22 protein-coding genes are annotated in these 25,332 nt (G+C 65.4%); 5 read left to right on the top strand and 17 right to left on the bottom strand.

Annotation, left to right across the window (positions count from 1 at the left end):
• Window positions 1-59: 59 nt before the first annotated feature.
• The 17 genes from ACREB7_RS01730 to ACREB7_RS01650 form a co-directional block, all read right to left on the bottom strand.
• Complete coding sequence (locus ACREB7_RS01730) at window positions 60-1,046, bottom strand: hypothetical protein (protein ID WP_431590585.1); 987 nt, start codon at window positions 1,044-1,046, stop codon at window positions 60-62.
• Window positions 1,043-1,978 carry an NAD-dependent epimerase/dehydratase family protein gene (locus tag ACREB7_RS01725; RefSeq protein ID WP_431590584.1) on the bottom strand — a complete coding sequence of 312 codons (936 nt, stop codon included), beginning with the start codon at window positions 1,976-1,978 and terminating at the stop codon, window positions 1,043-1,045. The genes ACREB7_RS01730 and ACREB7_RS01725 overlap by 4 nt, the downstream gene beginning before the upstream one ends.
• Before the next feature lie 26 nt (window positions 1,979-2,004).
• On the bottom strand, window positions 2,005-2,778 hold the full coding sequence (locus ACREB7_RS01720) for a glycosyltransferase family 2 protein (RefSeq protein WP_431590583.1): 774 nt from the start codon (window positions 2,776-2,778) through the stop codon (window positions 2,005-2,007).
• A 14-nt stretch (window positions 2,779-2,792) separates the two neighbouring features.
• A complete protein-coding gene (locus tag ACREB7_RS01715; protein WP_431590582.1) occupies window positions 2,793-3,887 on the bottom strand; it encodes a glycosyltransferase in 1,095 nt (364 codons plus the stop codon).
• Window positions 3,884-5,287, bottom strand: coding sequence for a hypothetical protein (locus ACREB7_RS01710; protein WP_431590581.1), 1,404 nt, complete (start codon window positions 5,285-5,287; stop codon window positions 3,884-3,886). The genes ACREB7_RS01715 and ACREB7_RS01710 overlap by 4 nt, the downstream gene beginning before the upstream one ends.
• Before the next feature lie 8 nt (window positions 5,288-5,295).
• Window positions 5,296-6,294 (bottom strand): GDP-mannose 4,6-dehydratase, encoded by a 999-nt coding sequence (locus ACREB7_RS01705; RefSeq protein WP_431590580.1) that lies wholly within the window; start codon window positions 6,292-6,294, stop codon window positions 5,296-5,298.
• A 4-nt stretch (window positions 6,295-6,298) separates the two neighbouring features.
• A complete protein-coding gene (locus tag ACREB7_RS01700; protein WP_431590579.1) occupies window positions 6,299-7,393 on the bottom strand; it encodes a glycosyltransferase family 4 protein in 1,095 nt (364 codons plus the stop codon).
• Window positions 7,390-8,442: a CgeB family protein gene (locus ACREB7_RS01695; RefSeq protein WP_431590578.1), complete on the bottom strand. Its 1,053-nt coding sequence runs from the start codon at window positions 8,440-8,442 to the stop codon at window positions 7,390-7,392. Before ACREB7_RS01695 ends, ACREB7_RS01700 begins: the two co-directional genes overlap by 4 nt.
• Complete coding sequence (locus ACREB7_RS01690; RefSeq protein ID WP_431590577.1) at window positions 8,439-9,563, bottom strand: glycosyltransferase; 1,125 nt, start codon at window positions 9,561-9,563, stop codon at window positions 8,439-8,441. Before ACREB7_RS01690 ends, ACREB7_RS01695 begins: the two co-directional genes overlap by 4 nt.
• A gap of 35 nt (window positions 9,564-9,598) precedes the next feature.
• Window positions 9,599-10,558 carry a UDP-glucuronic acid decarboxylase family protein gene (locus ACREB7_RS01685; protein WP_431590576.1) on the bottom strand — a complete coding sequence of 320 codons (960 nt, stop codon included), beginning with the start codon at window positions 10,556-10,558 and terminating at the stop codon, window positions 9,599-9,601.
• Window positions 10,559-10,587: 29 nt separating this feature from the next.
• Entirely contained in the window at window positions 10,588-11,448 is an 861-nt protein-coding gene (locus ACREB7_RS01680; protein ID WP_431590575.1) for an FkbM family methyltransferase, read from the bottom strand.
• Window positions 11,449-11,479: 31 nt separating this feature from the next.
• Complete coding sequence (locus ACREB7_RS01675) at window positions 11,480-12,637, bottom strand: hypothetical protein (protein ID WP_431590574.1); 1,158 nt, start codon at window positions 12,635-12,637, stop codon at window positions 11,480-11,482.
• A 91-nt stretch (window positions 12,638-12,728) separates the two neighbouring features.
• Window positions 12,729-14,951 carry a GumC family protein gene (locus ACREB7_RS01670; protein WP_431590573.1) on the bottom strand — a complete coding sequence of 741 codons (2,223 nt, stop codon included), beginning with the start codon at window positions 14,949-14,951 and terminating at the stop codon, window positions 12,729-12,731.
• Window positions 14,952-14,978: 27 nt separating this feature from the next.
• Window positions 14,979-15,689, bottom strand: a complete 711-nt coding sequence (locus tag ACREB7_RS01665; RefSeq protein WP_431590572.1) for a polysaccharide biosynthesis/export family protein — start codon at window positions 15,687-15,689, stop codon at window positions 14,979-14,981.
• Between the two features lie 106 nt (window positions 15,690-15,795).
• On the bottom strand, window positions 15,796-17,202 hold the full coding sequence (locus ACREB7_RS01660) for an O-antigen ligase family protein (RefSeq protein ID WP_431590571.1): 1,407 nt from the start codon (window positions 17,200-17,202) through the stop codon (window positions 15,796-15,798).
• A gap of 68 nt (window positions 17,203-17,270) precedes the next feature.
• Complete coding sequence (locus ACREB7_RS01655) at window positions 17,271-18,539, bottom strand: nucleotide sugar dehydrogenase (protein ID WP_431590570.1); 1,269 nt, start codon at window positions 18,537-18,539, stop codon at window positions 17,271-17,273.
• 32 nt (window positions 18,540-18,571) lie between these two features.
• A complete protein-coding gene (locus ACREB7_RS01650; RefSeq protein ID WP_431590569.1) occupies window positions 18,572-19,567 on the bottom strand; it encodes an SDR family NAD(P)-dependent oxidoreductase in 996 nt (331 codons plus the stop codon).
• A 200-nt stretch (window positions 19,568-19,767) separates the two neighbouring features.
• On the opposite strand from ACREB7_RS01650, the gene gmd reads away from it, so the two are divergent.
• From gmd to rfbG, 5 genes are all read left to right on the top strand, one after another.
• On the top strand, window positions 19,768-20,838 hold the full coding sequence (gene gmd / locus ACREB7_RS01645; RefSeq protein WP_431590568.1) for a GDP-mannose 4,6-dehydratase: 1,071 nt from the start codon (window positions 19,768-19,770) through the stop codon (window positions 20,836-20,838).
• A complete protein-coding gene (fcl, locus tag ACREB7_RS01640) occupies window positions 20,831-21,772 on the top strand; it encodes a GDP-L-fucose synthase (protein WP_431590567.1) in 942 nt (313 codons plus the stop codon). Before gmd ends, fcl begins: the two co-directional genes overlap by 8 nt.
• A 56-nt stretch (window positions 21,773-21,828) precedes the next feature.
• On the top strand, window positions 21,829-23,292 hold the full coding sequence (locus tag ACREB7_RS01635; protein ID WP_431590566.1) for a protein adenylyltransferase SelO: 1,464 nt from the start codon (window positions 21,829-21,831) through the stop codon (window positions 23,290-23,292).
• A 121-nt stretch (window positions 23,293-23,413) separates the two neighbouring features.
• Window positions 23,414-24,199 (top strand): glucose-1-phosphate cytidylyltransferase, encoded by a 786-nt coding sequence (gene rfbF / locus ACREB7_RS01630; RefSeq protein WP_431590565.1) that lies wholly within the window; start codon window positions 23,414-23,416, stop codon window positions 24,197-24,199.
• A gap of 8 nt (window positions 24,200-24,207) precedes the next feature.
• Window positions 24,208-25,320, top strand: a complete 1,113-nt coding sequence (gene rfbG / locus ACREB7_RS01625; protein ID WP_431590564.1) for a CDP-glucose 4,6-dehydratase — start codon at window positions 24,208-24,210, stop codon at window positions 25,318-25,320.
• The last annotated feature ends 12 nt before the right edge of the window (window positions 25,321-25,332 follow it).

Raw genomic sequence — 25,332 nt, 5'->3', positions numbered from 1 at the left:
CGGTCACCCAGCGGCGCGGGCCGATGGCGGGAGGTCTATGGACAAGCTTCGGGCAAAGATCAATCGGTGCGGGGCGTCCCGGCGCGGAAGAGGAGGGCGACGATCGCGAGCAACGCGAAGTCGATCGCCGACACCCAAAAGGGCAGGTGGAGCCACGCCACGGCATAAGCGACGGGGATCTGGACCAGCAAGGTCACCGCGAACAGCGCATAGCTGACGCGCGCGTGGCCCCAGCGCCGTTTGGCGTGCTGATAGGCATGTTCGCTATGCGCCTGCGTGACATTCTGGCGGCGCAGCGCGCGGCGGAGCAGCGTCACGGCGCTGTCGCAGAGGAACACGCCCTGCAAGAGCAGCAGCGCAAGCCCGAAGCGCCAGTTCGACGCCGCGACCGCAAGCGTGATCGCGGCGGCCAAAAGCCCGAGCGGCGCACTGCCGCTGTCGCCCATGAACAGCTTGGCGGGCGGGCGGTTGAACAGGAAGAAGGCCAGTAGCGCAGCGCCCAGCAGCAGGATCGACAGGCTCAGGATCGTGGGCGGCAGGATCAGCAACGCGCCGGCGACGAAAGCCAGCATCTGGAGCGCCACGATGCCGTCGATGCCGTCCATGAAATTGGTGATATTGGCCGAATAGACCAGATAGAGCAGCGCCACGACGAACAGCGGCGCAAACCAGCCCGGTGGCAGTTCGGGCCAGGGCCAGAGCAACAGGAACAGCCCCGCGCAGCCAAACTGGACCGCGAACCGCAGCGATGTCGGCAGCGGCGTGCGGTCGTCGAGCCAGCCAAGCCACATCAGCGCCGCCGCCGCCGGCCCCAGCGCCAGGGCCGCGGTGGCCTGATAGGGTATGACAAGCGCCGCTGCGGCGATCATCACCACCCACACCGACAGGAAAATGATACCGCCGCCGGTCGGCGTGGCGACGACATGCGCGCTGCGTTCGTTCGGCGTGTCGACCATTCGCTGTTTCGCCCAGCCGACATAAAGGCTGAGCAGCATCAACGTCGCGATCAAACAGATGCCCGCGAGTGCGAATGCGACGCCGGTCATGCGGCGGGCTCCGGCGCCGGAGCCATTTGTGCCAGCGCCTCGGCCATCGTCAGCGGCGGGTTCCAGCCCAGCAATTGCCGGGTCGGCGCGCCGTCGATGACGAGCGGATCGCACAGACGATCAATCGCGGCCCGCTGGCCGGTGAGGCTTCCCGCGAGCCGGAGCAGCGCGGGCGGCACAGGAAACAGCCGGGCGGGACGGCCCAATGCGGTGCCGATCCGCGCGAGCAGGTCACGAACGCTTACCGTCTCGCCATCGCTCGCGAGCAGGGTTGCCCCCGCCGCCGCAGGGTGCCTGCTGGCCGCGATCGCGAGCGAAGCAAGGTTGGTCACCGACACCAGGCTACGCTGGTTGCGACACAGGCCAAGGGGCAGGGGACGCCCGCGCGCCACCCATGACATCATGCGGGCGAAATTCGCGCGAACGCCCGGACCGTAGACGAGCGGCGGGCGGATGACGACGATCTCGATGCCGGTTTCGGCGGCGATGACGCGAAGCGCCTGCTCGGCCTCCCATTTCGACTGGCCATAGGGGTCTTGCGGATCGGGCACATCATCGGCGGTAAAGGGGCCGCGATCCTTCGTCGTTTCGCCATGGACCTTGATCGAGCTCAGGAAGACCAGCCGCTTCGCGCCCGCCGCCGCAGCCTGCCTTGCCAGTGCTGCGGTGCCGTCGCGATTGACGCCGCGAAACGCCTCGAGCGGGTCGGCGGCCCGGTCGTCCATCTGATGGACACGGGCGGCGCAATGGATCACCCGTCCGACACCGACAAGGGCCGCGCTCCAATCGGTGTCGGGGCCGATATCGCCGACGCCGACCTCGTCCGCACCCGCCGCGCGACGCACCGCCAGGCGCACCGGCACACCCCGATCGCGCAACTGCCGCACGATCTCGCCCCCGACAAAGCCGTTGGCGCCGGTCACCAGGGTCATGGCGTAGGGGGTCGGCGCTTCCCCCATCACGCGGCGCGGCGCGGCAGATATTGGAAGATCTTGGTCAGATATTTCGACCAGATCATCAGCGAATTGGTCTTCACCCCGTTGCGCTTGCAAGCGACGCCGATCTCGCGGTTGATGATCTTGCGGCTCTGCAGTCCCTGGTTCGACACCCCGCCGGTCGCCATGGTGACGACAGGGGCAGGGACAGGCACCGATGTGCGCGCTGCGGTGCAAAAGAAGCGCAGCATCAGGTCATAATCGGCGGCGATCCGGTAATCGGTCGCAAAGCCGCCCATCTCGCGGAACAGCGCGGTGCGCATATAGAATCCCGGATGCGGCGGCATCTGTCCCCAGCGGAGGCGCCGGCGCCAATTGCCGCCGCCCGAATAATAGCGTTGCCGTCCCGGCCTGGCGGGATCGACGATGACGACGTCGCCCTGCACCGCGTCGGCGCCGGGATGCCTGGCGGCCGCTTCGGCGAGCCGGACGATCGCGTCGGGGTCGGCCAGCCAGTCATCGGCGTTCAGGAAACCGAGATAGTCGCCGGTCGCGAGCGCCGCGCCCTTGTTCATCGCATCGTAAATACCCTTGTCGGGCTCCGACACGAGCTTGCCCTTGAACCAGTCGAGCGCCGCGATCCGGTCGGCCGTCCCGTCGGGCGAGGCGCCGTCGATGACGATATGTTCGATATGCGGATAGCCCTGGTCGGCAACCGAGCGCAGGCATGCGTCGATGATTTCGCCGGGGTTGAAGCAGACAGTGACGATCGAAAAACGCGCACTCGGTACAACCACCGAATATTCCCTGATTAAGCCGGCGCCGGACTGGCAATGGCGTCGGCATAGGCATCGGCAAACTGCTTGGCAATGGCGGGCCAATGCAGTTGATCGGCAACCCATGCCCGGCCTGTCGCACCCATGGTCACCAACAGGCTGTCGGGCCGCCCCGTCGCGTCGGCCAGCGCCGCCGCGATCGCCGCCGTCTCGGGCGCGACCCACCAGCCGCAGCCTTCGGTCTCAAGCACTTGCCAGGGCGTGCCGGTGGTCGTGATGACCGGGACGCCGTGCGCGAGCGCCTCGGCCGCCGAAATACCGAAATTCTCGGTGAAGCTGGGCAGCAGGAATAGCGATGCCGCGTCATAATAAGCGCGCTTGGCGTCGCCGCTGACCGCGCCGGCGATCGCAATGCTCTCCGAAAGTCCCGCGCCGGCGATCTGCGCTTCCAACTGGGCGCGGAACCCCTCTTCGTCAGGACCCACCAATTGCAGCCGCCAGCCCGCCGGGCGTATCTGCGCCCAGGCGTCGACCAGCATCGTCAACCCCTTGACCGGGTGCAGCCGTCCCAGAAACAGCGCGGTCCGCACCGCACCGTCGGGGCGGGGTGTCCGCGCCACCTGGTCGGGAATATCGATGCCATTGGCGATCAGCAGCGGCTGGCGGTCGGGATAGCGGTCGCGGATGCGGGCGACTTCGTCAGCGGCGGTCGCGTGCAGCCGCGCCGCACTTTCGACCCCGCGTTTCTGGTAGAGCGCCCAGGCGAGCCGCTTTTTCCAGCGGCGATGCTGCCATGCCCAGGGTTGCATCATGCCCCTGACGCTGATCAGGCGCGGGATATCGCGGGCGCGGCAATGGCGGGCGATCTGCGCGCCATAGGGCAGCCACAGGCCGTTGTCATGGACGATGTCCCAGCTTTGCGCGCGAAGGACATCGGCGATGGCGCCGACCGCGACCTTCACCTGTCCGCTCGGGTCCATCGTGCGCACCCGTTCGGCGCTGCCGTCGGCGGCCCAGACGGTGACGTCATGCCCAAGCGCACCCAGCGCCCCGGCGAGACGCCCGACCGAATAAGCCGGGCCGCCATGTTCGAGCTGGAAACTGGGGTTGGTCAGCAGGAGCCGCGTCATGCCTTCCGCAATCGGCGCTGTTCCTCGGCAAACACCCGGATATCCAGATAGCGTTCCATGAATTTGACGATGATGAAGCCGACGACCAGCGAGGCGTAGAAGGTCGAGAAAAGGCTGGACGCATTGGCGAGCGGCTGGATCAGCGCGACGAGGCCGGAGGTCAACGGAATCGCCTCAGCCATTCGCCCCTCGGCCAGCGCGCGGAAGGCACGCATGTCGAGATAACGGACAAACAGTCCGAGCAGGAACGAATAGAAGATCACCCCGAAAATGCCGAAGTTCACATAGCCTTCGAAGAAGGGGCCGATGCCGTATGTCGTCTCACCGCTAGCCTGATACCCCGTATGTTGGGACAGGAACGCCGAACCGCCGCGCACCGGTTTGGTCGTCCAGATCGCCCGCGGGACGAAAGCAAAAAAGCCGGCCAGCAGCGTCGCGCCATTTTCATAGGTGTCGGGCTGCGCATCGAGCTTCTCCACCGCCATGCCGGTGAACAGCGACTGGTCGAGGCGCGAGTCGAGAACATAGAGCTGTTTCTCGTCACTGCTCGACAAGGGGCCGAACTGACCAATCGCGTTGACCAGCCCGTCGACCCGTTCGGAGAGCGTCGACGACGGCTCCCACACCACCTCGCGGAACTGTCCCCGAACGAGGAGATAATTGGTCGAGAGATAGAGGAAGACATAGCCCGCGAGGACGATGGCGACCATGATGCGGCCGATACCAAAGCGCCGTCCGGCGATCGTCAGCCAGAAACAGCCGATGATGATGACCGCCGCAACCGCGTCGGCGAGGATCGCATTGCCGAGCAGATTGGCGATCGGAATGGCGATCGTGATCGCGGCGATCTGCCACATCCGCAGACCTTCGTTCAGCCAGGTGCGTCGCAGCACCGCGAGGCACAGCGCGACGACAAGCAGATTCTTGCCGCTGACGATGACCGCGCCGATCGTCGGGATTTCCGCCACCGCCGGAAAGAAGGTGATGCCGAAAAAGAAGGTGAGACCGATCCACAGCATGATCTGCTGCGACAGGCGAAGGAAGGTCGCCGGGATGCGGCTGCGGTCGAAATCGATGCGGTAGCTGGCCCCCATATAGGACATCAGCCAGATGCCGGCGGCCATCATCACGAAGCCGATCGTCGAGACCTGCAGCCCCTTGGCAACCGAATCGCGCGTGTAGCCGATCGAGTTCAAAAACGGGTCATATTGGTGGAAAAAGCCGGGAACGAGATGCACGCCGGCGGCGACATGCATGATCGCCAGCGCGAACATCATCGCCATCGGGAAACCCAGCGTACCTTTTGGCGAGCGGATCGTGTGCACCAGCACGCCGAACATCGTCGCGGCGCCGACTATGAGCCAGAACAAGATCGTCGATTCGGCGGTTTCGAACAGCATCGCCGACCCTATTGCCCTGCGACGCGCGCGGCGTCGAGCGCGGCGCTGCCATTATCGCCGCAGGCTGCGACCAACCGACCGGCAACCTCTGCGCCGCACACCTTTGCCTGCCAGCCCAGCCGGTCACGCGCCTTGCCGGCGACGGCGCCGCTGAAGCGCAGGTCGGTCGGACGAAACAGGCTCTCGTCGACGTCGACATGATCCTGCCAGTCGAGATCGACAGCCGCAAAGGCGGCGGCGACGAAGTCGCGCAGCGAAATCGATACGCCGGTCGATACGATATAGTCGCCGGGCTCGTCCTGCTGCATCATCAGGTGCATCGCCTCGACATATTCGCTCGCCCAGCCCCAGTCGCGCCAGATGTCGAGGTTGCCCAGCGCCAGCCGCCGCTGATCACCCTGCGCGATGGCATAAGCGGCGCGCGCGATCTTCTGGGTGACGAAGCGCGCCGGACGCAGCGGCGATTCATGGTTGAACAAGATGCCGGTACAGGCGAACAGGCCATAGGCTTCGCGATAATTGGCCACCGTCCAGTGCGCGGTCGCCTTGGCCACTGCATAGGGGCTGCGCGGCTTGAACGGCGTATCTTCATTCGCCGGTGCGTCGCCGATATCTCCGAAACATTCGCTTGACCCGGCATTGTAGAACCGCACCGGCTTGCCGAGAAAGCGGATCGCTTCGAGCAGCGTCAGCGTCGCGCCGGCGATGCTGTCCATCGTTTCGACCGGCTGGTCGAACGACAGGCCGACCGAACTCTGGCCCGACAGATTATAGATTTCGTCGATGTCGAGACGGTCGAGCGTCTGGATGATCGAACGGAAATCGGCGGTCGCCATCGAATGGATGCTGACCCGGTCGCGGATGCCCAGCCGGTCGAGGTTGGTCGCGCGCATCATGTCGCCATCGCGCGACGTGCCCGCGACCCGATAGCCGAGCGACAGCAGGTGCCGGGCCAGCAAACTGCCGTCCTGGCCGCTGATTCCGCAGATAAGGGCTGATTTGCTCACGCTTCTACCTTGGCCTTGCCATCGCGGCCTCGACCGCGGCTTTCAGGCGCGCGACGAAATGCGGCCAGCTGAAGTAGTCCAGTCCTTCCGGTATTTCCTTGGGCTTTGCAAGCGCACGCGAAACCGCATCGGCGATTTCATCGAGATGGTCGGGATCGATCAGGTCGCCGAGCATCCCGTCGCGCAGCGCCTCGCGGCTGCCGTCGACCTTGCTGCCGACGCAGGGAATGCCGCACGCCGCCGCCTCGAGAAACACGAAGCCGAAGCCTTCGCCGCGACCGGGGAGGGCAAAGACGTCGCCGAGGCGGAAGATGTCGGCTTTGCGATCTTCGGGGACGAATCCCATGAATGTGCTGTTGTCCTCGACACCGAGTTCACGCGCCTTGGCCTCGAGCCGGGCGCGGTCGGGGCCGTCGCCGGCGACGACATAATGCAGGTCGGGGTGTTTGGCGAGCAGGCCGGGCAGGATCTCCAGCATCTCGTCGACCCCCTTGTGCCGGTCGCGGCCGGGCAGGCGGGCGAGAGTCATAATGACGCGCTTGCCCGTCAGGCCCCATTTCTCGACCAGATCGGCGGGCTTCGGCCCCATGGCATAGCGTTCGAGCCGGATCGCATTGGGAAGCTGGACATAGGCCGACCCGGGCAGGCCCGCCCAGGCGTTCATCCGGTCGGTGGTGATCTGACTGATCGACCAGATTGCGTCACAGGTTTTGAGGTTCGGGATATGCCCGGGCAGCGGGTCCCAGACGTCGATGCCATAGACGATCAGCACCAGCGGGCAGTTGTTCCGCCGCGCGAGGAGCCGCGCGAAGCTCAGGAAATTGATATGGGCGCAGATGACGATGTCGTAGCGCGACACCAGCATCTCGCGCACGATGGCGAGAGCGAACCGCGCCTTGCCGCCCGCCGCACTCGCGACCACGCGCGTGCGCGGCGGCAGGTTGTGCGGCGCGGGATCAAGCAACCGCTGGAGCAGCGTCACTTCAGCATCGGGCAATGCCTCGACGAGTCCATCGACGATATCGCGATTATAGAGGCCGATACCGCCATTGCCGTTCTTGAGCCCGAAGGCGCCGGGGGTGAGGAAGGCGATGTTCACCGAATATCCTTTTTCGCCGGTAGCGCCGTGATCAGGTCCCACATCGTCCGCGCGCGGTCGGCATAGTGATAACCGCTCGCGACGGTGCGCGCGCGAGCGGCGGTGCGGATCGCCTCGGCTTCGCCGGCACTCAGCGCCATCAGGTGGCGCGCACCTTCGACCATCGTCGCGGGATCGCCAAAATAAAAGGCTTCCTTGCCGGCCTCGAAAAAGCGGCGGTGCTCGCTGCTGTCCTCGGCGAGCATGATGCCGCCGCAGGCCGGGACCTCGAAGCTGCGCATATTGTGCGAATCGGCGTTGTGCGGACGAAAGACGTTGAGTTGCAGGCGGTAACGGCGCAGCGCCGCCATCATCGCGTCACCGTGCAGCGGGCCATGGACGGTCACCAGCGGACCGGGCGCGAGGAATTTCGGCCAGTCGAAGCCATAGACGTCGACCGCGATGCCCGCGTCGGCAAGGGCGCGGATCGCGGCGACGCGCTGGGCGTCGGGGTTGCCGAGGAAACAGGCGCGCACGACCTCGTCTTCGCCCGAAATGCGCTGAAAGCGCGCCTCGTCGACCTCATGGCCGAACGGCACGACGCCCACCGCGAGGTCGGGATGGGCGGTGCGGAGCTGGCGCGCGATATTGTCGCTGTAGGTGACGTAGAGATCATAGAACGGGATCGCGTCGCGGACATTCGCGTTGCCGCTGCCGCGGCTGAAATATTCGAGCGGATGGTCGGCATTATAATTGACCAGACGAACGCCGCAGTCGCGGATCGCGCGCAGCGTCGCGGGGCGGATATCCATGCCCTTGAACAGGAACAGCACTTCGGGCGATTCCGCCTCGACATGCGCGATCAGGTCGCGGCCGAGTTCGGCCTGCCGCCGTCCGGGGAACAGGCGGCGGGCGATCCGCGCGGCAAGGGTCGGCGCCGCCATCGTCGGCCGGCTCGCCGTGGTCCAGCCGCGCACATCGGCGCCCGCTTCGCGCATATAGCGGAAATAGGCCGATTCGAGCCGCATCGGGTCGTCCGATGCCGACATCAGGATGCCCGGACCGGTCATGCCTTCTCCTCGTTGGTCGTCATGCGCGCGATCACCGGCGCGAATAACTCGTCATAGGCCCATTCGCCGGCGATCCGCTGGCGCGCCGCTTCGCCCATGGCCCGTGTCGCCGCGCGATCGGTCGCGAGGTGGCGAAAGGCGGCGGCGATCGACGCCGCGTCGGCTGGATCGCAGGCGAGTGCATAGCCGGGCTCGACGAAGGTCGCGTGCCAATCCGCCCCCGGGCCGACGATCAGCGCCAGCCCCTGGCCCATCGCATCGAAGCTCTTGTTCGACGCGCCGACCATGTGGCGATGGTTGATGTTGCCCGACTGAACGGGAAGCGCGGCAAAGGTGGCGTCATAGTCGCCGAGCGCCGCGACCAGCGCGTCGTGCGGCATCGCGGGACGGACGATCAACCGCTCCGCGCCACCCGCAGCGGTGGCCGCGTCGCGCAGCGCCGCTATATATCCGCGCGACGAGACGGTCTCATAGCCGATCAGCGTCAGTTCGGCCTCGGGCACGGCGGCGAGGGCCTCGATCAGCGTCATCGGCACCCGGTCGGCGTTGATCGATCCAGCATAGACGATCCGCAGCGGCCCCGCCGGAGCCCCTGTCCGCGCGGTCCCCACTTCGCGCCGCGCCGGGGTGTTCCAGGCAATGATCGGTGCGACGGCGCCGCCCGCTTCGTCGACCAGTTGCGCCGCGCGCCCGCTATTGGGCAGCACGACCGCCTCGGCCCGCCGCGCCAGCGCGTTGCGCGCCGTGACCTGGCGATCCATCTGCGCCGACACCCCCGATTGCGGCGAGTCATGTTCGTGATAGACGATGCCGCCGCGATGCAGCCGCAGGGCAGGGCCGGCGGCGATGACCGTCATCGCATCGGCGACATAGAGCCAGTCGGGCCGCCAAGCGGCGATGATCCGGACCAAGCGAGCCGGGAACGCCAATCGCGCGAGGCGGCCGTGTCGGACCCAGTCGCAGGCATCCGCCAAATCGGCGGGAACCGCCAGATCGTCGGCGCCGCCCAGGTCGAGCCCGAGGAAACGCACCTCATGCCCCATGCCGCGCCACAGCCGGGCAGCGCGCATCGCCGCCGGATAGGCGCCGGGGTTCGCATATTGGACATAGAGGATCTTCATGCGCGTCTCGCCGCCGGATCGCTCCCGGCCATGGCTCAGGCCTCGATCAGCTCGCGGAAATAGGCGATCGTGCGGTCGAGACCTTCGGCGAGCGGCACCCGCGGTTCCCAGTCGAGCTTGGCGCGCGCCTGGTCGATGTTCGGCTGGCGCTGTTTGGGGTCATCCTGCGGCAGCGGCAAGAAGGTCAGTTTCGATGTCGATCCGGTCTGCTTGATGACCTCTTCGGCCAGCTCGCGGATCGTGAATTCGACCGGGTTGCCGATGTTGATCGGCCCGGTCACGTCGGCGGGGCTGGCCATCAGGCGCAGAAAGCCTTCGATCAGGTCGTCGACGTAGCAGAAGCTGCGCGTCTGCTGGCCGTCGCCGAACAGCGTGATATCCTCGCCCTTCAGCGCCTGGATGACGAAGTTCGACACCACCCGTCCATCCGACGGATGCATGCGCGGGCCATAGGTGTTGAAAATGCGCGCGACCTTGATTTCCAGCCCGTGCTGGCGGTGATAGTCGAAGAACAAAGTCTCGGCGCAGCGCTTGCCCTCGTCGTAACAGCTGCGGATGCCGATCGGGTTGACGTTGCCCCAATAATCCTCGGTCTGCGGATGGACGCTGGGGTCGCCATAGACCTCGCTCGTCGACGCCTGGAAGATCGGGCATTTGAGCCGTTTCGCCAGCCCCAGCATGTTGATCGCGCCATGGACGCTCGTCTTCGTCGTCTGCACCGGATCGTGCTGGTAATGAATGGGGGAGGCGGGGCAGGCGAGGTTGTAGATCTCGTCCACCTCGACGAACAAGGGCAGGCACACGTCATGCCGCATGAATTCAAAGCGCGGATTGCCGACCAGATGGTCGAGGTTGCGCTTGTCGCCGGTGAACAGATTATCGACGCACAGCACTTCATTGCCCTGATCGAGCAAGCGGTCGATCAAGTGCGAGCCGAGGAAGCCCGCGCCGCCGGTCACCAATACCCGTTTGCGGCCGTAGCCGGTCCTTGCCATGCGTAGTTCCCCAAATAGCGACGGGACGCCTAGACGGCGATCCCATAGACGTCGACCGATGGTGCGGTCTGCAGCCGCTGCACCAGAAATGATTCGTCGCGGACATACAGGCTGTTGTTCGCGGCGTGAACCGGCGTCTGCGACAGCCGCCGCGTGAAAGGATCATAGTGCCGCTGGGCAAAGCCATGGCCCGCGAGCATGTCGGCGATGTCCTGCGTCACCGTCTCGACCTCGACCGCCTTGAGGTCGGGCGATGCCAGCGTCTTTTGCGCGCCGGCGACGACGGCGGGTTCATGCCCCTCGACGTCGATCTTGATCAGCAGCGGGACGCGCCCGGCGAGGACGGTGTCGAGCGTCGTCCCATGGACGCGCACCGCACCCGGCGTGTCGGCGTCGGCGACATGGTTGATCGTGTCCATGCCGCTGGTGAACCACAAATCCTGTTCGCGGTCTCCGAGCGCGCTGGTGTGGACCGCGACCCGGCCCTCGACCGCATTGGCGGCGATATTGCGCGCGAGCGTCGCGACGGTGTGGGTGTCGGGTTCGAACGCGATCACCTCGGCGCCCGCCACCTTGGCGGCGAGAATGGTGAAGCTGCCGATATTGGCGCCGATATCGACGAAGAGGTCGCCGCCCCGCAGCATATGGAGCACAAAGCCCATGTCGGCGAATTCATGCAGGCCGAAATAGACATTGCCGGTCGCGCCGGTCATCCCGCGTTCGACCACCAGCTGGCTACCGCCGACCCAGGGGTGGACACGCGGTCCGCCGATCAGCCGGGCGCGCAATTGCCAGCGCGCGATGCGGGCAAGGGTGCGCAGCCGCTGGCGCTCACCGATCGGATGCGCCATCGCATAACGGACGAGCCGCGTCGGCGAAAAACCGGTCATGCTGCGCCGCGCGCGGGTGCCCCGACCGCCATCAGCGGACCGGCTGCAGTTCGACTTGCTGGAATTCCGCCTGCAACGACGCGCTGCCGAAACCGGCGGCGGCGGTCAGGCTGACCCAATAATTCCGGCACCCCCCGCTCGCGATCGTGAAGTCGGCCGGCGACGGCACCGCGCCGCGGGCGAATTTGATGCTCGCGAGGACCCCGGTGCCGCTTTTTTCGGCGCATGCGACCTGCCAGATTGCCGACGCGTCGTCATTGTGCGTGACGAGCCGCCCGCGCGCGCTGAGGCGATAGGTGCCCGGGCCCAACTGGACGAGCTGGCGGGCGACCATGTTCGGGCGCTCCTGGTCCGACACGACAATCAGCTTGTTGCCCTTTGCGCCCTTTTCGATGTCGGACCCATAAGAGGATTCGCGGATCAGGTGCCAGTCGATCGGCGGAAACGGTCCCTCTTCCTCGAAACGGGCGTTGTGCATCAGCTTGCGGTCGCCATCGGCCTTGGGATCGATCGCGCGCGCATAGCCACGCGCGGCGTCGAAATCTTGCTGGTTCACCATCATCCCGATCAACGTCTGGTCCAGCTGACCAAAGCTTGGCGGCAGGTTTTTGCGGATCGGCAGGATGATATCGGCCAGCGGCGCGGCCTTTTGCTTGGTGCCGACATAATAGCTCAGGAAATTGGGCAGCCAGTCGGGATTGGCGCGGAACAGGCGCACGAACTCAGGCTTCATCTCCGGCTCCGCAACGGCCTTGGCCAGGATCGGGAACAGCAGCGCCTGGCCGCGCAGCGACGTCCGCAGCGAGGCGTCGACGTCGGTCATCGCCTGATCCATGCGCCCGCGCTTCACCGCATCCTCGATCAGCCAGAGATTGGCGACATAGTCGCGGCGCGTCAGATAGGTCGCCGCCATGATCGCGGGCTTCACGGACTTGCCGCGGCGCGCATTGTCGAGGCCGATCATGCGATAGGCGTTCGCCAGCGTCGGGTTGCCGCCCAGCGCCGCGCGGCTCAGCTGCGCCGCCGCGCCAGTCTGGCGCGCGTCGCCGGTGGCATAGACCAAGTCGTTCGCGATCTGCGCCTTGGCGCTGGCATTGAACGGATTGAGCACCAGCGCCCGCGCGGGGCTATAGACGGCCATGACCGAGGATGCGGTGAACAGGGTCACCAACAGCCACAGCCCGAACATCGCGGCGCCATAGATCAGGAAGCCCCGGCTCGGCAGGCGCGATGTCGCTCGCGCCGCCGTTTTACCGATCGTCCTGCCTCCGGTTGCGGTCCTACTCGCCCGGCTGCGCGTCGGCATAGCCATAACCATATTCATATCCGTAGCCGTAATAGGCGCGTTTTTCGTCGAACTTGGTCAGCACCACGCCGAGCAGGGTCGCCCCCGCGCTGCGCAGGCGTGCGAGCGAATAGCGGATCGCGTTCGTGCGCGCGCCTTCGGCCTCGACGCAATAGACGACACCTTCGACCTTGCTCGCGAGCAGCGGCGAGTCGGCGAGACCGAGGACCGGCGGCGCGTCGATCACGACGTGCTGATAATGTTTGCCGAGCGCTTCGATCAGGTCCGCGATCCGGTCGCTCGACAGCAGTTCGGCGGCGTTCGGCGGCATCGGCCCCGCCGTGATGAAGGGCAGGCTGTCCGACTCGTCATGGTGCACCATCGAGAGAATATCGTTGTTCCCCGACAGGAAGTTGCTGGTTCCCGCGCCGTTGGCGACGCCGGCCAGGCGATGCACCGACGGCGAGCGAAGATCGCAATCGACGACGATCACGGTGCGGCCGATGCGATGCAGCGACAGCGCCAGCGCATAGGACGAGGTCGACTTGCCCTCGCCCTTGCGCGTCGAGGTGCACATCAGCGACTTCGGCACACCCGTGGTGGTCGAGAAGCGCAGCGCGGTCTGGACCGACAGATAGGCTTCGGACTGCGACGATTTGCGATCGCGCACTTCCTCGATCGCCCGCTCGTTGTCGGTATCGGGAATGACCCCGAGCAAGGGCAGGTCGGTGACGTCCTGCGCCTCGGCCGGGTCGCGGACCGTGGTGTCGATCTGCGCCAGAACGATCGTCAGCAAAGCGGCGAGCGCGAGGCCGATCAGCAACGATGTGAACATGTTGTTGAGCAGGCGCGGGCTCGACGGTCCGCCGGGACGCAGCGCGCGATCGACGATCGCGACATTGTTGGTGCCGACGCCGCCGGCGATACCGACTTCCTTGTAGCGCTGGAGCAGGCCGTCATAGAGTTCGCGGTTGGTATCGACCTCGCGCTGGAGGATGCCGTACTGGACGCTCCGGCGACGTTCATCGACCAGGTTGGTGCGGGTGCCGCCGACCCGTGCGCGCAATTCTTCCTCGCGCGCGGCAGCGGCCGTATAGGCGGCGCGGGCGGTCGCGACGTTCGATCCGCCGACCTGACCCTGCTCCGCGGCGATCGCGCGGTCGACTTCCTTGATCTGGCGATCGAGCGCCTGCGCCGGCGGATAGTCGGGCTGGAAGATCACCATCAGCTTGGCATATTCGGCCTGCAGGTCGGTCTTGCGCTGGCGCAGGTTCGCGACGCTGGGGCTGCCGCCGGCGAGGGCCGCCGACTGTCCGGTCGCCGCCTTCAGCGCGCCTTCGGCCGCGATCCGTTCGATGGTCGCCTTGTTCAACGCATCGTTCAGCGCGACGAGATCGGTCGCCATGATCGAGCGTTCGACGCTGGGCGCCTTGGGATCGCTGCTGTCCGACTGCGCGATGGTGAGGATGCCTTGCCGTTCGGCATAGGTCATCATCTCGCGCTCGGCCTCTTCCATCTTGGCCTTGGTCGCCTGGAGCTGATCCTCGAGGAAGCGGCGGGCATAGGACGCCGAATCATACCGGCGCTCGAGATTGCCGGCGATAAAATTCTCGGCCCAGCTGTTGGCGATCTTGGCCGACAGCTCGGGGTTCGGGGTCGATACAGAAATATCGACCAGCGCCGACCCGACGACCGGCTTGACCTGGACGGCGCTGCTCAGCCGCGACGCGACGCTGCGCGTCGCCATATCCAGCTCGGCCTTCGACATCACGCGGAGCGACGACGGCGGCGCCTTGCCGCCGAAGGCGGCCAGATAGACCGGGTCGCGCGCGAGGTTCAGGCTCTTGGCGACGCGTTCGGCCTGCGAACGGGCGCGCAGCAGGTTATACTGCGTCTGATAGAATTCCTGCTCGACGCGGCCACCGCGCTCGGGCTCGACTCCGTTCATGTTGAGCACTTTGGATTCGGTGCGCGAAATCTCGATCCGCGCGGTCGCGGTATAGATACGCTCGGCGAGCATCGTATAGACCGCGCCGGCGACCAGGCAGCCGATGATCGTGCCGATGATCACCCATTTCCAGCGCAGCGCGACGCGCCAATATTGCAGGATCCACGGCATCGCGGTCGCGAAACCGCCGGCTTGTCGCCCGGAATCGGCGTCGCCGGTCTGGTTTGCCGGAACGGCCAGGATCGGCGTCTTGGGGATAGCGTCGGTCATGGAACGAGTTCGAACTTCCTGCAGGTCTTAATTGATGAGCGCGACGATGGGGGACACCAGCAACGGCGTCGTCGCCAGAATATCCTTGAACAGGCGGCGGCCCGGCGAATCGCCGACGACGACAACGTCGTTGGCGAAGACTTCGGGATCGTCATACACGCCGGTCCGGATCGCTTTCAGATTATAGAGCGCCGCCATGCGCTGGCCGCCGACGGTGCGGAAGATCACCACATCGTCGAGCTTGGCAAATTCGGTCGTGCCCTTGGCGAGCGCGACGGCGCGCATCAGCGACATCTTGCCGACCACCGGATAGAGGCCCGGCTGCATCACCTGGCCATCGACGGTGAGCACCTGGCTGACCGATTCGGTTACATTGACGCTGACGTCGGGACGGCGGACGAAGCGGGTCAGCCGTTGCTCGATCGCTTCGGCAAGTTGCGCGGTCGTCTGGTTCGACGCCTGAATCTCGCCGACCAGCGGCAACTGGATCCGGCCGGCGGCATCGGTCTGGACCTGCTTGCTGAGGTCGGGAACACCATAGACATCGACGCTGAGCCGATCGAACGGACCGATCAGATAGGGACGCGTCTCACCGACCAGGTCGGTGCCGGTCGGCGCGGGCAGCGCATTGCCGTCCGTGACCTGAAGCGTCGGTGTGCTCGTGAGTTGCGGGCGACTGCCACAGCCGGCCAACAGGCAGGCGGCGGTCAGGCTAGCGATAGCCAAACGAAAGTTCACCGAAACATATTCCCTTTTTTATCTGCCTGCCGCTTGCGAGGGACTAGCCCGCCCGCCCGGCAAAGGAAACCGCAAAATCAAACCTGTGCCGCACCCGAAGGGCGCTCTACCGGAACCCGGCCGAGGTCCGCTGGCCCTTTCGGCGGGCGCTCGGAATATCGGGGCGACGATAGAGGAGGACCGTCGCGAGCGTCGCCATCGCTGCCAAGGCGGGGGTGCGCAGCGGATAATCGACCAGACTTGCCGCCGCGAGGATGACGAGGAGCATGATCGACGCGCCGATTCCGACCCGATCGGTCGGGGCCGCCTGCTCATGGTTCCAGCCGCTTTTGGCCGCGCGCCATATGATGAACGCCCATCCGACGAGCAGGGCGAGCGCCGGAAGACCGCCGTCGATCAGCAGTTCGAGATAGTCATTATGGGCGTGGTTCAGATATTGCAGCGACAGCAGATTGACCGGTTCGGCGATCTTGTAGGCCGCCTCGAAACTGCCGAAACCGCCGCCGAAGGGCGCATAGTGCCAGATCATGCCGTTCAGCGTCGGCAAAACGGCGATGCGCAGGTCCGCGACCACCTCGCTCTGGTCGAGCCGGTCCATGAAGCTGTCGCCGAATATCAGCATCGCGACCGCGCCGCCGATGGTCGCGACGATCGAGGCGATCAACGTCAGACGGACGATATTGGCCGCCGAATCGGTTCCGACCGACGCCGCGCGCATCCGATAGAGCAGCACGCTCGTCGCAAGAAAGCTGACGCCGCCGATCGCCAGTCCCGCGCGCGATCCCGTCGCCATGATCGCCAGCATCACCGCGACGCCGCCGAGGACGCCGAGCAAGGTGGCGGCATGGCTGCCGGCGCGATCGTTGCGGCCATGGATGAACCACAGGAGCAGCGGCCAATAGAGCGCGAGGAACACCGCATGATGATTGCGGTTGGCGAAAAAGCCGACGGCAGCACCGACATTGGTGATGCGGTGGAAATAGGGCGCACCTTCGCCGCCGAGCAATTGCAGCACGCCGAAGACCGCCGCAACCGCCAGGAAGGCGAGCAGGCGGAGCGGCAACTGGCGCAGGTCCTGGTCCGACGTGCGGCCGACAAGCAGCACCACGGCCAGCGGCACGAGCAGGTCGAGCAGCGAATGAATCGCGCGGCCCGGCGACAAGGCCAGCGGACGCCAGCCGATTTCGATCCCGGCGGCGGTCATCCGCGTCGCCAGTTCGCCATGTCCGGGAAGCATCGACCACAGGCCTGCGGGCAGGGGAATGAGCTGGATGACCATCCACGCCGCCGCCGCGCCGAGCAGGAGCAGCAACGGACGGCAACGCTGCAAACGATCGCGTTCGCGCTCCTGCCACCAATAGGGCAAGGCAATCGCGATCGCCGCGATCGCGAGGGTGCGCACGATCACCAGCCCGACGCTGTCGACCCGCGCCGAACCGCCGAACAACAAGATGGCCATCAGGAAAATCGCCAGAAACCAGCGATCAAAAAGGGACTCCCGGGAACGCGACATTCAGACTTCCATTATTTTCATCGCCCGGGCCTTAGGCAGATAATCCCGCAAACGCCACCCCCGGATGGTCAAATCGACCAGTAACGAACCGATGCCGCGCCATCGCCGGCGAGCGGCGCCCACATGCGCTTCAGGTCGGCGACGAGGCCATCGGGGCGCAGCATGGCCGCCAACTGCGCGGCGCCGAGCGCCTTGATCGGGTCGTGCCGGACGGCGCCGATCACACAGTCATAATCCGCTGCCGTCGGCAATGGGGCGAGGTCGAGGCCATATTCATGCTGTGCCTCGGCGGGGTCGGCGTGCGGATCGTGCACCGCCACGCGGTGGCCATGCGCCCGCAGCGCCTGCACCAGGTCGATGACCTTGCTGTTGCGCAGGTCGGGGACATTTTCCTTGAAGGTCAGGCCAAGGATCAGAATGTCGGCGCCGTCCTTGCCCAGCGCCTTGTGCACGCCGTCCGCCATCCACTGCGCCATGCCGTCATTGATCGCGCGGCCCGACAGCACGACCTGCGGATCGATGCCGAGTTCCTGCGCGCGGTGGCTGAGATAATAGGGGTCGACCCCGATGCAGTGGCCGCCGACGAGGCCGGGTTCGAAGGGCAGGAAATTCCACTTCGTGCGCGCCGCGTCGAGCACGTCCCACACCGAAATGTCGAGCGCCGAGAAAATCTTGGTCACTTCGTTGATGAAGGCGATGTTGATGTCGCGCTGGGCGTTTTCGATGACCTTCGCGGCCTCGGCGGCGCGGATCGATTTCGCGCGGAACACCCCGCCGCTGGTCACCTTGCCATAGACGGTTGCGAGCAATTCGGTGATCTCGTCATTCTCGCCCGCCAGCACCTTGACGATCTTGTCGACCGTATGCTCGCGGTCGCCCGGATTGATGCGTTCGGGCGAATAGCCGAGGAAAAAGTCGGCGCCGCGCGTCAGCCCCGACAATTGCTCGATCATCGGCCCGCAAATATCCTCGGTCACGCCGGGATAGACCGTGCTTTCATAGACGATGGTCGGCGTCTTGGCGGGGTCGAGCAGCGCCGCGACGGTACGCGTCGCGCTGCGCACCGGCGACAGGTCGGGGCGGTTGTCGGCGTCGATCGGGGTCGGCACGGTGACGATATAGAGATCGGCGCCGCGACAATCTTGCGCATCGCTCGTCAAAATCAGGCCGCACGCCGCCAGCGCCGCCGCATCGACTTCGCCGGTGCGGTCATGCCCGGCCTTGAGTTCGGCGATGCGCGCGGCATTGCTGTCGAGGCCGAGGCACTCGAAATGCTTCGCCAGCTGGACCGCGAGCGGCAATCCGACATAGCCCAGCCCGACGACGACGATCTTCATTTCTATTCTGTTCCTTGGGAGAGGGGCAGGCGTCAGAGGCCGTGATAGTCGCGATACCAGGCGACAAAATTGGGGATGCCGACATCGATCGGGGTCGTCGGTTCATAGCCGAGATCGCCCGAGATCGCGCTGATGTCGGCATAGGTTTCGGGAACGTCGCCCGGCTGCAACGGGGCCATCTGCTTGATCGCTTCGCGCCCGCAGGCTTCCTCGATCAGCGAAATCATCCGCGTCAGCTCTTCGGACCGGTTGTTGCCGATATTATAGAGCCGGTGCGGCGCGACGCTGCCGCCGGCTTTCAAGGCACCGTCGTCGGGCGGCGGATTGGCGATGCACGCCGCGACACCCGAGACGATATCGTCGATATAGGTGAAGTCGCGGCGCATCGCCCCGGCGTTGAACACCTGGATCGGCGTCCCCTCGAAGATCGCCTTGGTGAAAATCCACATCGCCATGTCGGGACGGCCCCACGGCCCATAGACGGTGAAGAAGCGCAGGCCGGTCAGCGGAATGCGATAGAGATGGGCGTAGGTCTCGCTCATCAGCTCGTCGGCCTTCTTGGTCGCGGCATAGAGCGACATCGGATGGTCGACGCGATCCTCGACGCGGAACGGCATCACCTTGTTGCCGCCATAGACCGACGAGGAGGAGGCATAGACCATCGGCACGCCGCGCGTCCGCGCCACTTCGAGCAGGTTGAGGTGGCCGACGAGGTTCGCCTGGACATAGGCGCGCGGGTTATCGATCGAGTAACGGACCCCCGCCTGCGCCCCCAGATGCGCGATATCGTCGAATTTCAGCCCGGCCAGCGCCGCGTCGAGCGCATCGGCATCGGCGAAATCGACCTGGCGAAAGGTGAACAGATCGCCAAACTCCTCGGCCAGCCGGGCCAGCCGCGCGCGCTTCAGCGCCGGGTCGTAATAATCATTGACGATATCGATGCCGATGACCGGCTGACCTTGTCCCATCAACCGCCGCGAAAGATGAAAACCGATAAATCCGGCGGCGCCGGTAACGAGCACGGTCACTGATCATCTCCTGCTCATGCGGCTCGCGGCGCCGCAGCAGCGCCGCGATAGACATGTGAGCCTTTGGCAACAAGGGCGAAGTTTGGCGCGAGGACGAACAGCCCGGTTGACTTCGCGGGCAAGGCGCGGAAAGGGAAGCACCGCCCGAACCCCCGGGCCATGTTGGCCCCGACACTCTCCCCGACACGAGGAACAACCCCTTGGCTGAACAGGAAAAAATCGCTCTTGTTACCGGAATTACCGGACAGGACGGCGCCTATCTCGCACGGCTGCTGCTCGAAAAGGGCTATATCGTGCACGGCCTCAAGCGCCGGTCCTCCTCGTTCAACACCAGCCGCATCGAGGATATCTATCAGGATCCGCACGTCGAAAATTCGCGCTTCCACCTCCATTATGGCGACCTGACCGACAGCACCAACCTGATCCGCATCGTCCAGGAAACCAAGCCGACCGAAATCTACAACCTCGCGGCGCAAAGCCATGTGCAGGTGAGTTTCGAGACCCCCGAATATACCGCGAACAGCGACGCAATCGGCACGCTGCGGTTGCTCGAGGCGATGCGTATCCTCGGCATGGAAAAGACCTGCCGCTTCTATCAGGCATCGACCTCGGAACTCTACGGCCTCGTCCAGGAAGTGCCGCAGCGCGAAACCACGCCTTTCTATCCGCGCAGCCCTTATGCGGCGGCCAAGCTCTATGCCTATTGGATCGTGGTCAATTACCGCGAAGCCTATGGCATGCATGCTTCGAACGGCATATTGTTCAACCATGAAAGCCCGCTGCGCGGCGAGACCTTCGTCACGCGCAAGATCACCCGCGCCGCCGCCGCGATCAGCCTCGGCCAGCAGGACAAGCTCTATCTCGGCAACCTCGACGCCAAGCGCGACTGGGGCCATGCCCGCGAATATGTGCGCGGCATGTGGCTGATGATGCAGCAGGACGAACCCGACGACTATGTCCTCGCGACCGGCGAGACGACCCCGGTGCGCGATTTCGTCGAATGGGCGTTCGAGGATGTCGGCATCGCGCTCGAATGGAAGGGCGAAGGCGTCGATGAAAAGGGCTATTGCACCAAAACCGGCACCTGCCTGGTCGAGGTCGATCCGCGCTATTTCCGCCCGACCGAAGTCGAATTGCTGATCGGCGACCCGTCGAAGGCGCATCAGAAGCTCGGCTGGCGTCACGAAACATCGGTGCGCGAGCTGTGCCGCGAAATGGTCGCCGCCGACCTCGCTGAAGCCAAGGCCGGCACGAACCCGGCACATGGCTGACGATTTTTCGCTCGCGGGCAAGCGCGTCTGGGTCGCGGGCCACCGCGGCATGGTGGGGAGCGCGCTGGTGCGACGGCTCGCGAGCGAGGATTGCGAAATCCTGACCGCCGGGCGCGACACGCTCGACCTGCTCGATCAGGCGGCGGTGCGCCAATGGGTCGCGCGGGAAAAACCCGACGCGGTGTTCCTGGCGGCGGCGAAAGTCGGCGGCATCCTCGCCAACGACAGCTTTCCGGCCGATTTCCTCTACCAGAACCTCGTCATCGAAACCAATATCGTCGATGCCGCGCACCGCGCCGATGTCGCCAAGCTCTGTTTCCTCGGCTCGTCGTGCATCTACCCCAAATATGCCGAGCAGCCGATCGTCGAAGAGGCATTGCTTACGGGGCCGCTCGAAGCGACGAACGAATGGTATGCGATCGCCAAGATCGCGGGCATCAAGCTCGCGCAAAGCTATCGCCGCCAATATGGGCGCGACTATATTTCGGCGATGCCGACCAATCTCTACGGTCCCGGCGACAATTTCGACCTCGCGTCGAGCCATGTCCTGCCCGCGCTGCTCCGCAAGGCGCATGAAGCGAAGGTGAGCGGCGCGAAAAGGATGACGCTGTGGGGCAGCGGCACCCCGATGCGCGAATTCCTGCATGTCGACGATTGCGCCGACGCCTGCGTCTTCCTGATGAAGACCTACTCCGACGCCGGCCATGTCAATGTCGGGTCGGGCGCCGACATCGCGATCATCGACCTCGCGCGCCTCATCGCCGAGGTGGTCGGCGCTGATGTCGAGATCGAGCTGGACACGACAAAACCCGACGGCACGCCGCGCAAGCTGATGTCGAACGCCAGGCTCGCCGCGATGGGCTGGTCGCCGACCGTCGACCTGCGCGACGGCATTGCGGCGACCTACGACTGGTTCCTGGCGCACCACGCCTGACGCGCGCTTGCAATCGGGCGGGCGAGGTTCGAGAGAGAAGGGCGAGGAACAGAGCCATGGATATCGCCTTCGACAACAGCTTCCACCGCGAGATGGAGGGTTTTTACGCGCCGGCCGAGGCCGCGCCGCCTTCGGCGCCAAAGCTGCTCGTCTTCAACCAGACGCTCGCTGGAACGCTCGGGCTGGCGACCGCCGATGTCGACGACGACACGCTCGCGCGGCTTTTTTCGGGCCAGGCCTTGCCGGGCGGCGCCAATCCGCTCGCTTTCGCTTATGCCGGACATCAGTTTGGCCATTTCTCGTCGCAACTCGGCGACGGCCGCGCCCTGTTGCTCGGCGAAATCGTCGCACCCGATGGCAAGCGTTTCGACGTGCAGTTGAAAGGCTCCGGTCCGACGCCTTTCTCGCGAAACGGCGACGGCAAGGCGGCGATCGGCCCCGTCCTGCGCGAATTTCTGGTGTCCGAAGCGATGGCGGCGATGCAGGTGCCGACCACCCGCGCGCTCGCGGCGGTGGCGACCGGCGACCGCGTCCAGCGCGAACGCGCCCATCCCGGCGCGGTGCTCACCCGGATCGCGTCGAGCCATATCCGCGTCGGCACCTTCCAGTTTTTCGCCGCTCACCTCGGCGCCGAACATGTCGTCCAGCTGTCCGACTATACGATCCGCCGCCATTTTCCCGACCTCGCCAGCGCCGCCAATCCGCATCTTGCCCTGCTGGCAGCGGTGATCGAACGCCAGTGCGTACTGGTCGCGAAATGGATGGGGCTGGGCTTCGTCCACGGCGTGATGAACACCGACAATGTCGCGGTCAGCGGCGAAACGATCGACTATGGTCCCTGCGCCTTCATGGACCGGTTTGCCGTCAACAGCGTCTATAGTTCGATCGACGCCAACGGCCGCTATGCCTATGGCAATCAGCCCGCGATTATGAACTGGAACATGGCGCGCTTTGCCGAAGCGCTGCTCCCGGCGATCCACGCGGTGAACCCCGACGATGTCGAGGTCGCGAAAAAGCTGGTCGCCGACGTCGTCGAGCAGTTCCGGACCATCTGGCTGGCCACGATGCGACAGAAACTGGGCCTCGGCGCGCCGCACTCGAGCGATGCCGGGCTGATCGACGGATTGTTCGACGCGCTCGAACAGAACGGGCCCGACTTCACCCTGTTTTTCCGGGCGCTCGCGACATTGCTGCGCGGCGATGCCACCGCCATCGAAGCGTTGCTGCCGGCGCCCGACGCCATGGCGCCGTGGATCGCCCAATGGTGGGCGCAACTCGAACGCGAGCCGATCAACCCCGTTGAGCGGGCGGCGGCGATGGACGCGGTCAACCCGCTCTATATCCCGCGCAACCACAAGGTCGAGGAAGCGCTGGCGGCCGCCGAGCAGGGCGATCTCGCGCCTTTCCTGACACTGCTTGATGTCGTCCGGACGCCTTATGCCGAGCGCGCCGACCGAGCAGATTACGCCCAGCCGGGCCCCCGCGAAACGGCCCCTTATGTGACTTTCTGCGGCACATGAAATGGCCATCGAGGCGCGACGCGCGTTGCAGCGCCCTGGCTTTGCGGCTACCGAGCGGGCGCTTGATAACCCAATTGATTCCGCCGCATCCTGATCCTCAGAACGGAACGAGCTTGCCCCTATGAAAGCCCTGATTCTCTGCGGCGGTCGCGGGACCCGCCTCCGCGAAGTCTCCGAAACCCTGCCCAAGCCGATGGTGCCGATCGGCGACAAACCCATCGTCTGGCACATTATGAAAATCTATGCCGCGCACGGCATCACCGATTTCGTCCTGCTGCTGGGCTATAAGGGCGACATCATCCGCGATTTCTTCCTCAACTACGCCAACCAGTCGTCCGACGTCACCGTCGACCTGTCGAAGCGCGGCGAGGACCGGTTGCAGTTCCACAAGCACCAGACCGAGGACTGGAAGGTCACGCTCGCCGAAACCGGCGAGGATGCGATGACCGGCGCGCGTATCCGTCGCGGCGCGCGCTATCTCGACGGCGTCGATCATTTCTGCGCCACCTATGGCGACGGCGTCGGCGACGTCGATATTTCGGCGCTGGTCGATTTCCACAAGGGCCATGGCAAGACCGCGACGCTGACCGGCGTCTATCCCCCGGGTCGCTTCGGCGAACTCGGCACCGAAGGCGGCGTCGTCGCCAGCTTCAACGAAAAGCCGCAGGTGTCGGGCGGCCATATCAACGGCGGTTTCTTCGTCTTCAACCGCAATTTCGTCGACGATTATCTCGACGATCGCGAGGATCTCATCCTCGAACGCGAACCGATGGAACGCCTCGCCGCCGATCGCGAGTTGATGATGTACGAACATAATGGCTTCTGGCAGCCGATGGACACGCCGCGCGAATATTCGCTGCTCAACGAACTGTGGGCCGAAGGGCGTGCGCCCTGGAAGAAATGGTAAGCGGCAGCATGTTCGGCGACGCCTATCGCTGCAAGACCGTCCTCTTGACCGGCCATACGGGCTTCAAGGGTTCGTGGATGGCCGAATGGCTGCTGATGCTGGGCGCCAGGGTCGTCGGCTTCTCGCACAAGGTCGACGACGGCCCGTCGCATTTCGACAGCCTCGGCCTCGCCGACCGGATGACGCATATCCTGGGCGACGTGCGCGATGCCGACGCGCTTTATGACGTCGTGACGGCGCACAAGCCCGACTATGTCTTCCACCTCGCGGCGCAGTCGCTTGTCCGTTACTCCTACGATCATCCGGTCGAAACGATGGCGACCAACGTCATGGGCACCGTCAACCTGCTCGATGCGCTGCGCCGTGCCGGCCATCCGGCGGCGGTCGTCTGCGTCACCTCGGACAAATGCTACGAGAATCGCGAAGTCCTGTCGGGCTATCGCGAAGATGATCCGATGGGCGGCCACGACACCTACAGCGCATCGAAGGGCGCCGCCGAAATCGTAGCGCACAGCTATCGCCGCAGTTTCTTCTCGGGGCCCGACAGCCCGGTGAAGATGGCGACGGTGCGCGCCGGCAATGTCATCGGCGGCGGCGACTGGTCGCTCGACCGCATCGTCCCCGACTGCGTGCGCAGCCTTGCCAAGGGTGAAGCGATCCGCCTGCGTAATCCGCACGCGACGCGGCCCTGGCAGCATGTACTGGAATCGCTGAGCGGCTATCTCTGGCTCGGTGCGCTGCTCGGCGGCGCCGCAACCACGGCGCGGGTGAAATCGCCGACCGACGTGACCGAGGCGTTCAACTTCGGCCCGTGGGTCGAGGCCAATGGCTCGGTCGAACGGCTGGTCACCGAATTCCTCAAGCACTGGCCCGGCACCTGGGTCAATGCGGCCGAAGCGGGTGCGGTCCACGAAGCCGGGCTGCTCGGCCTGTCGATCGACAAGGCCTATCACAAGCTCGGCTGGGCCCCGACGCTCGACTTCGCGGGCGGCGTCGCGCTGACTGCGGGCTGGTACAAGGCGGTGGTCGCCGACCAGGCTCCCGCACTCGACCGGACGCGTCACGATATCGAAACCTTCGTTGCCGAGGCGCGAGCGAAATCGCTCGCCTGGGCGGCCTGAACCAACCCAAGG

The sequence above is a fragment of the Sphingopyxis sp. genome (assembly GCF_050725615.1).
Lineage (GTDB): Bacteria > Pseudomonadota > Alphaproteobacteria > Sphingomonadales > Sphingomonadaceae > Sphingopyxis.
The sequence above is the reverse complement of the archived record's forward strand: the minus strand, read 5'-3'. Positions and strand labels throughout refer to the sequence as shown.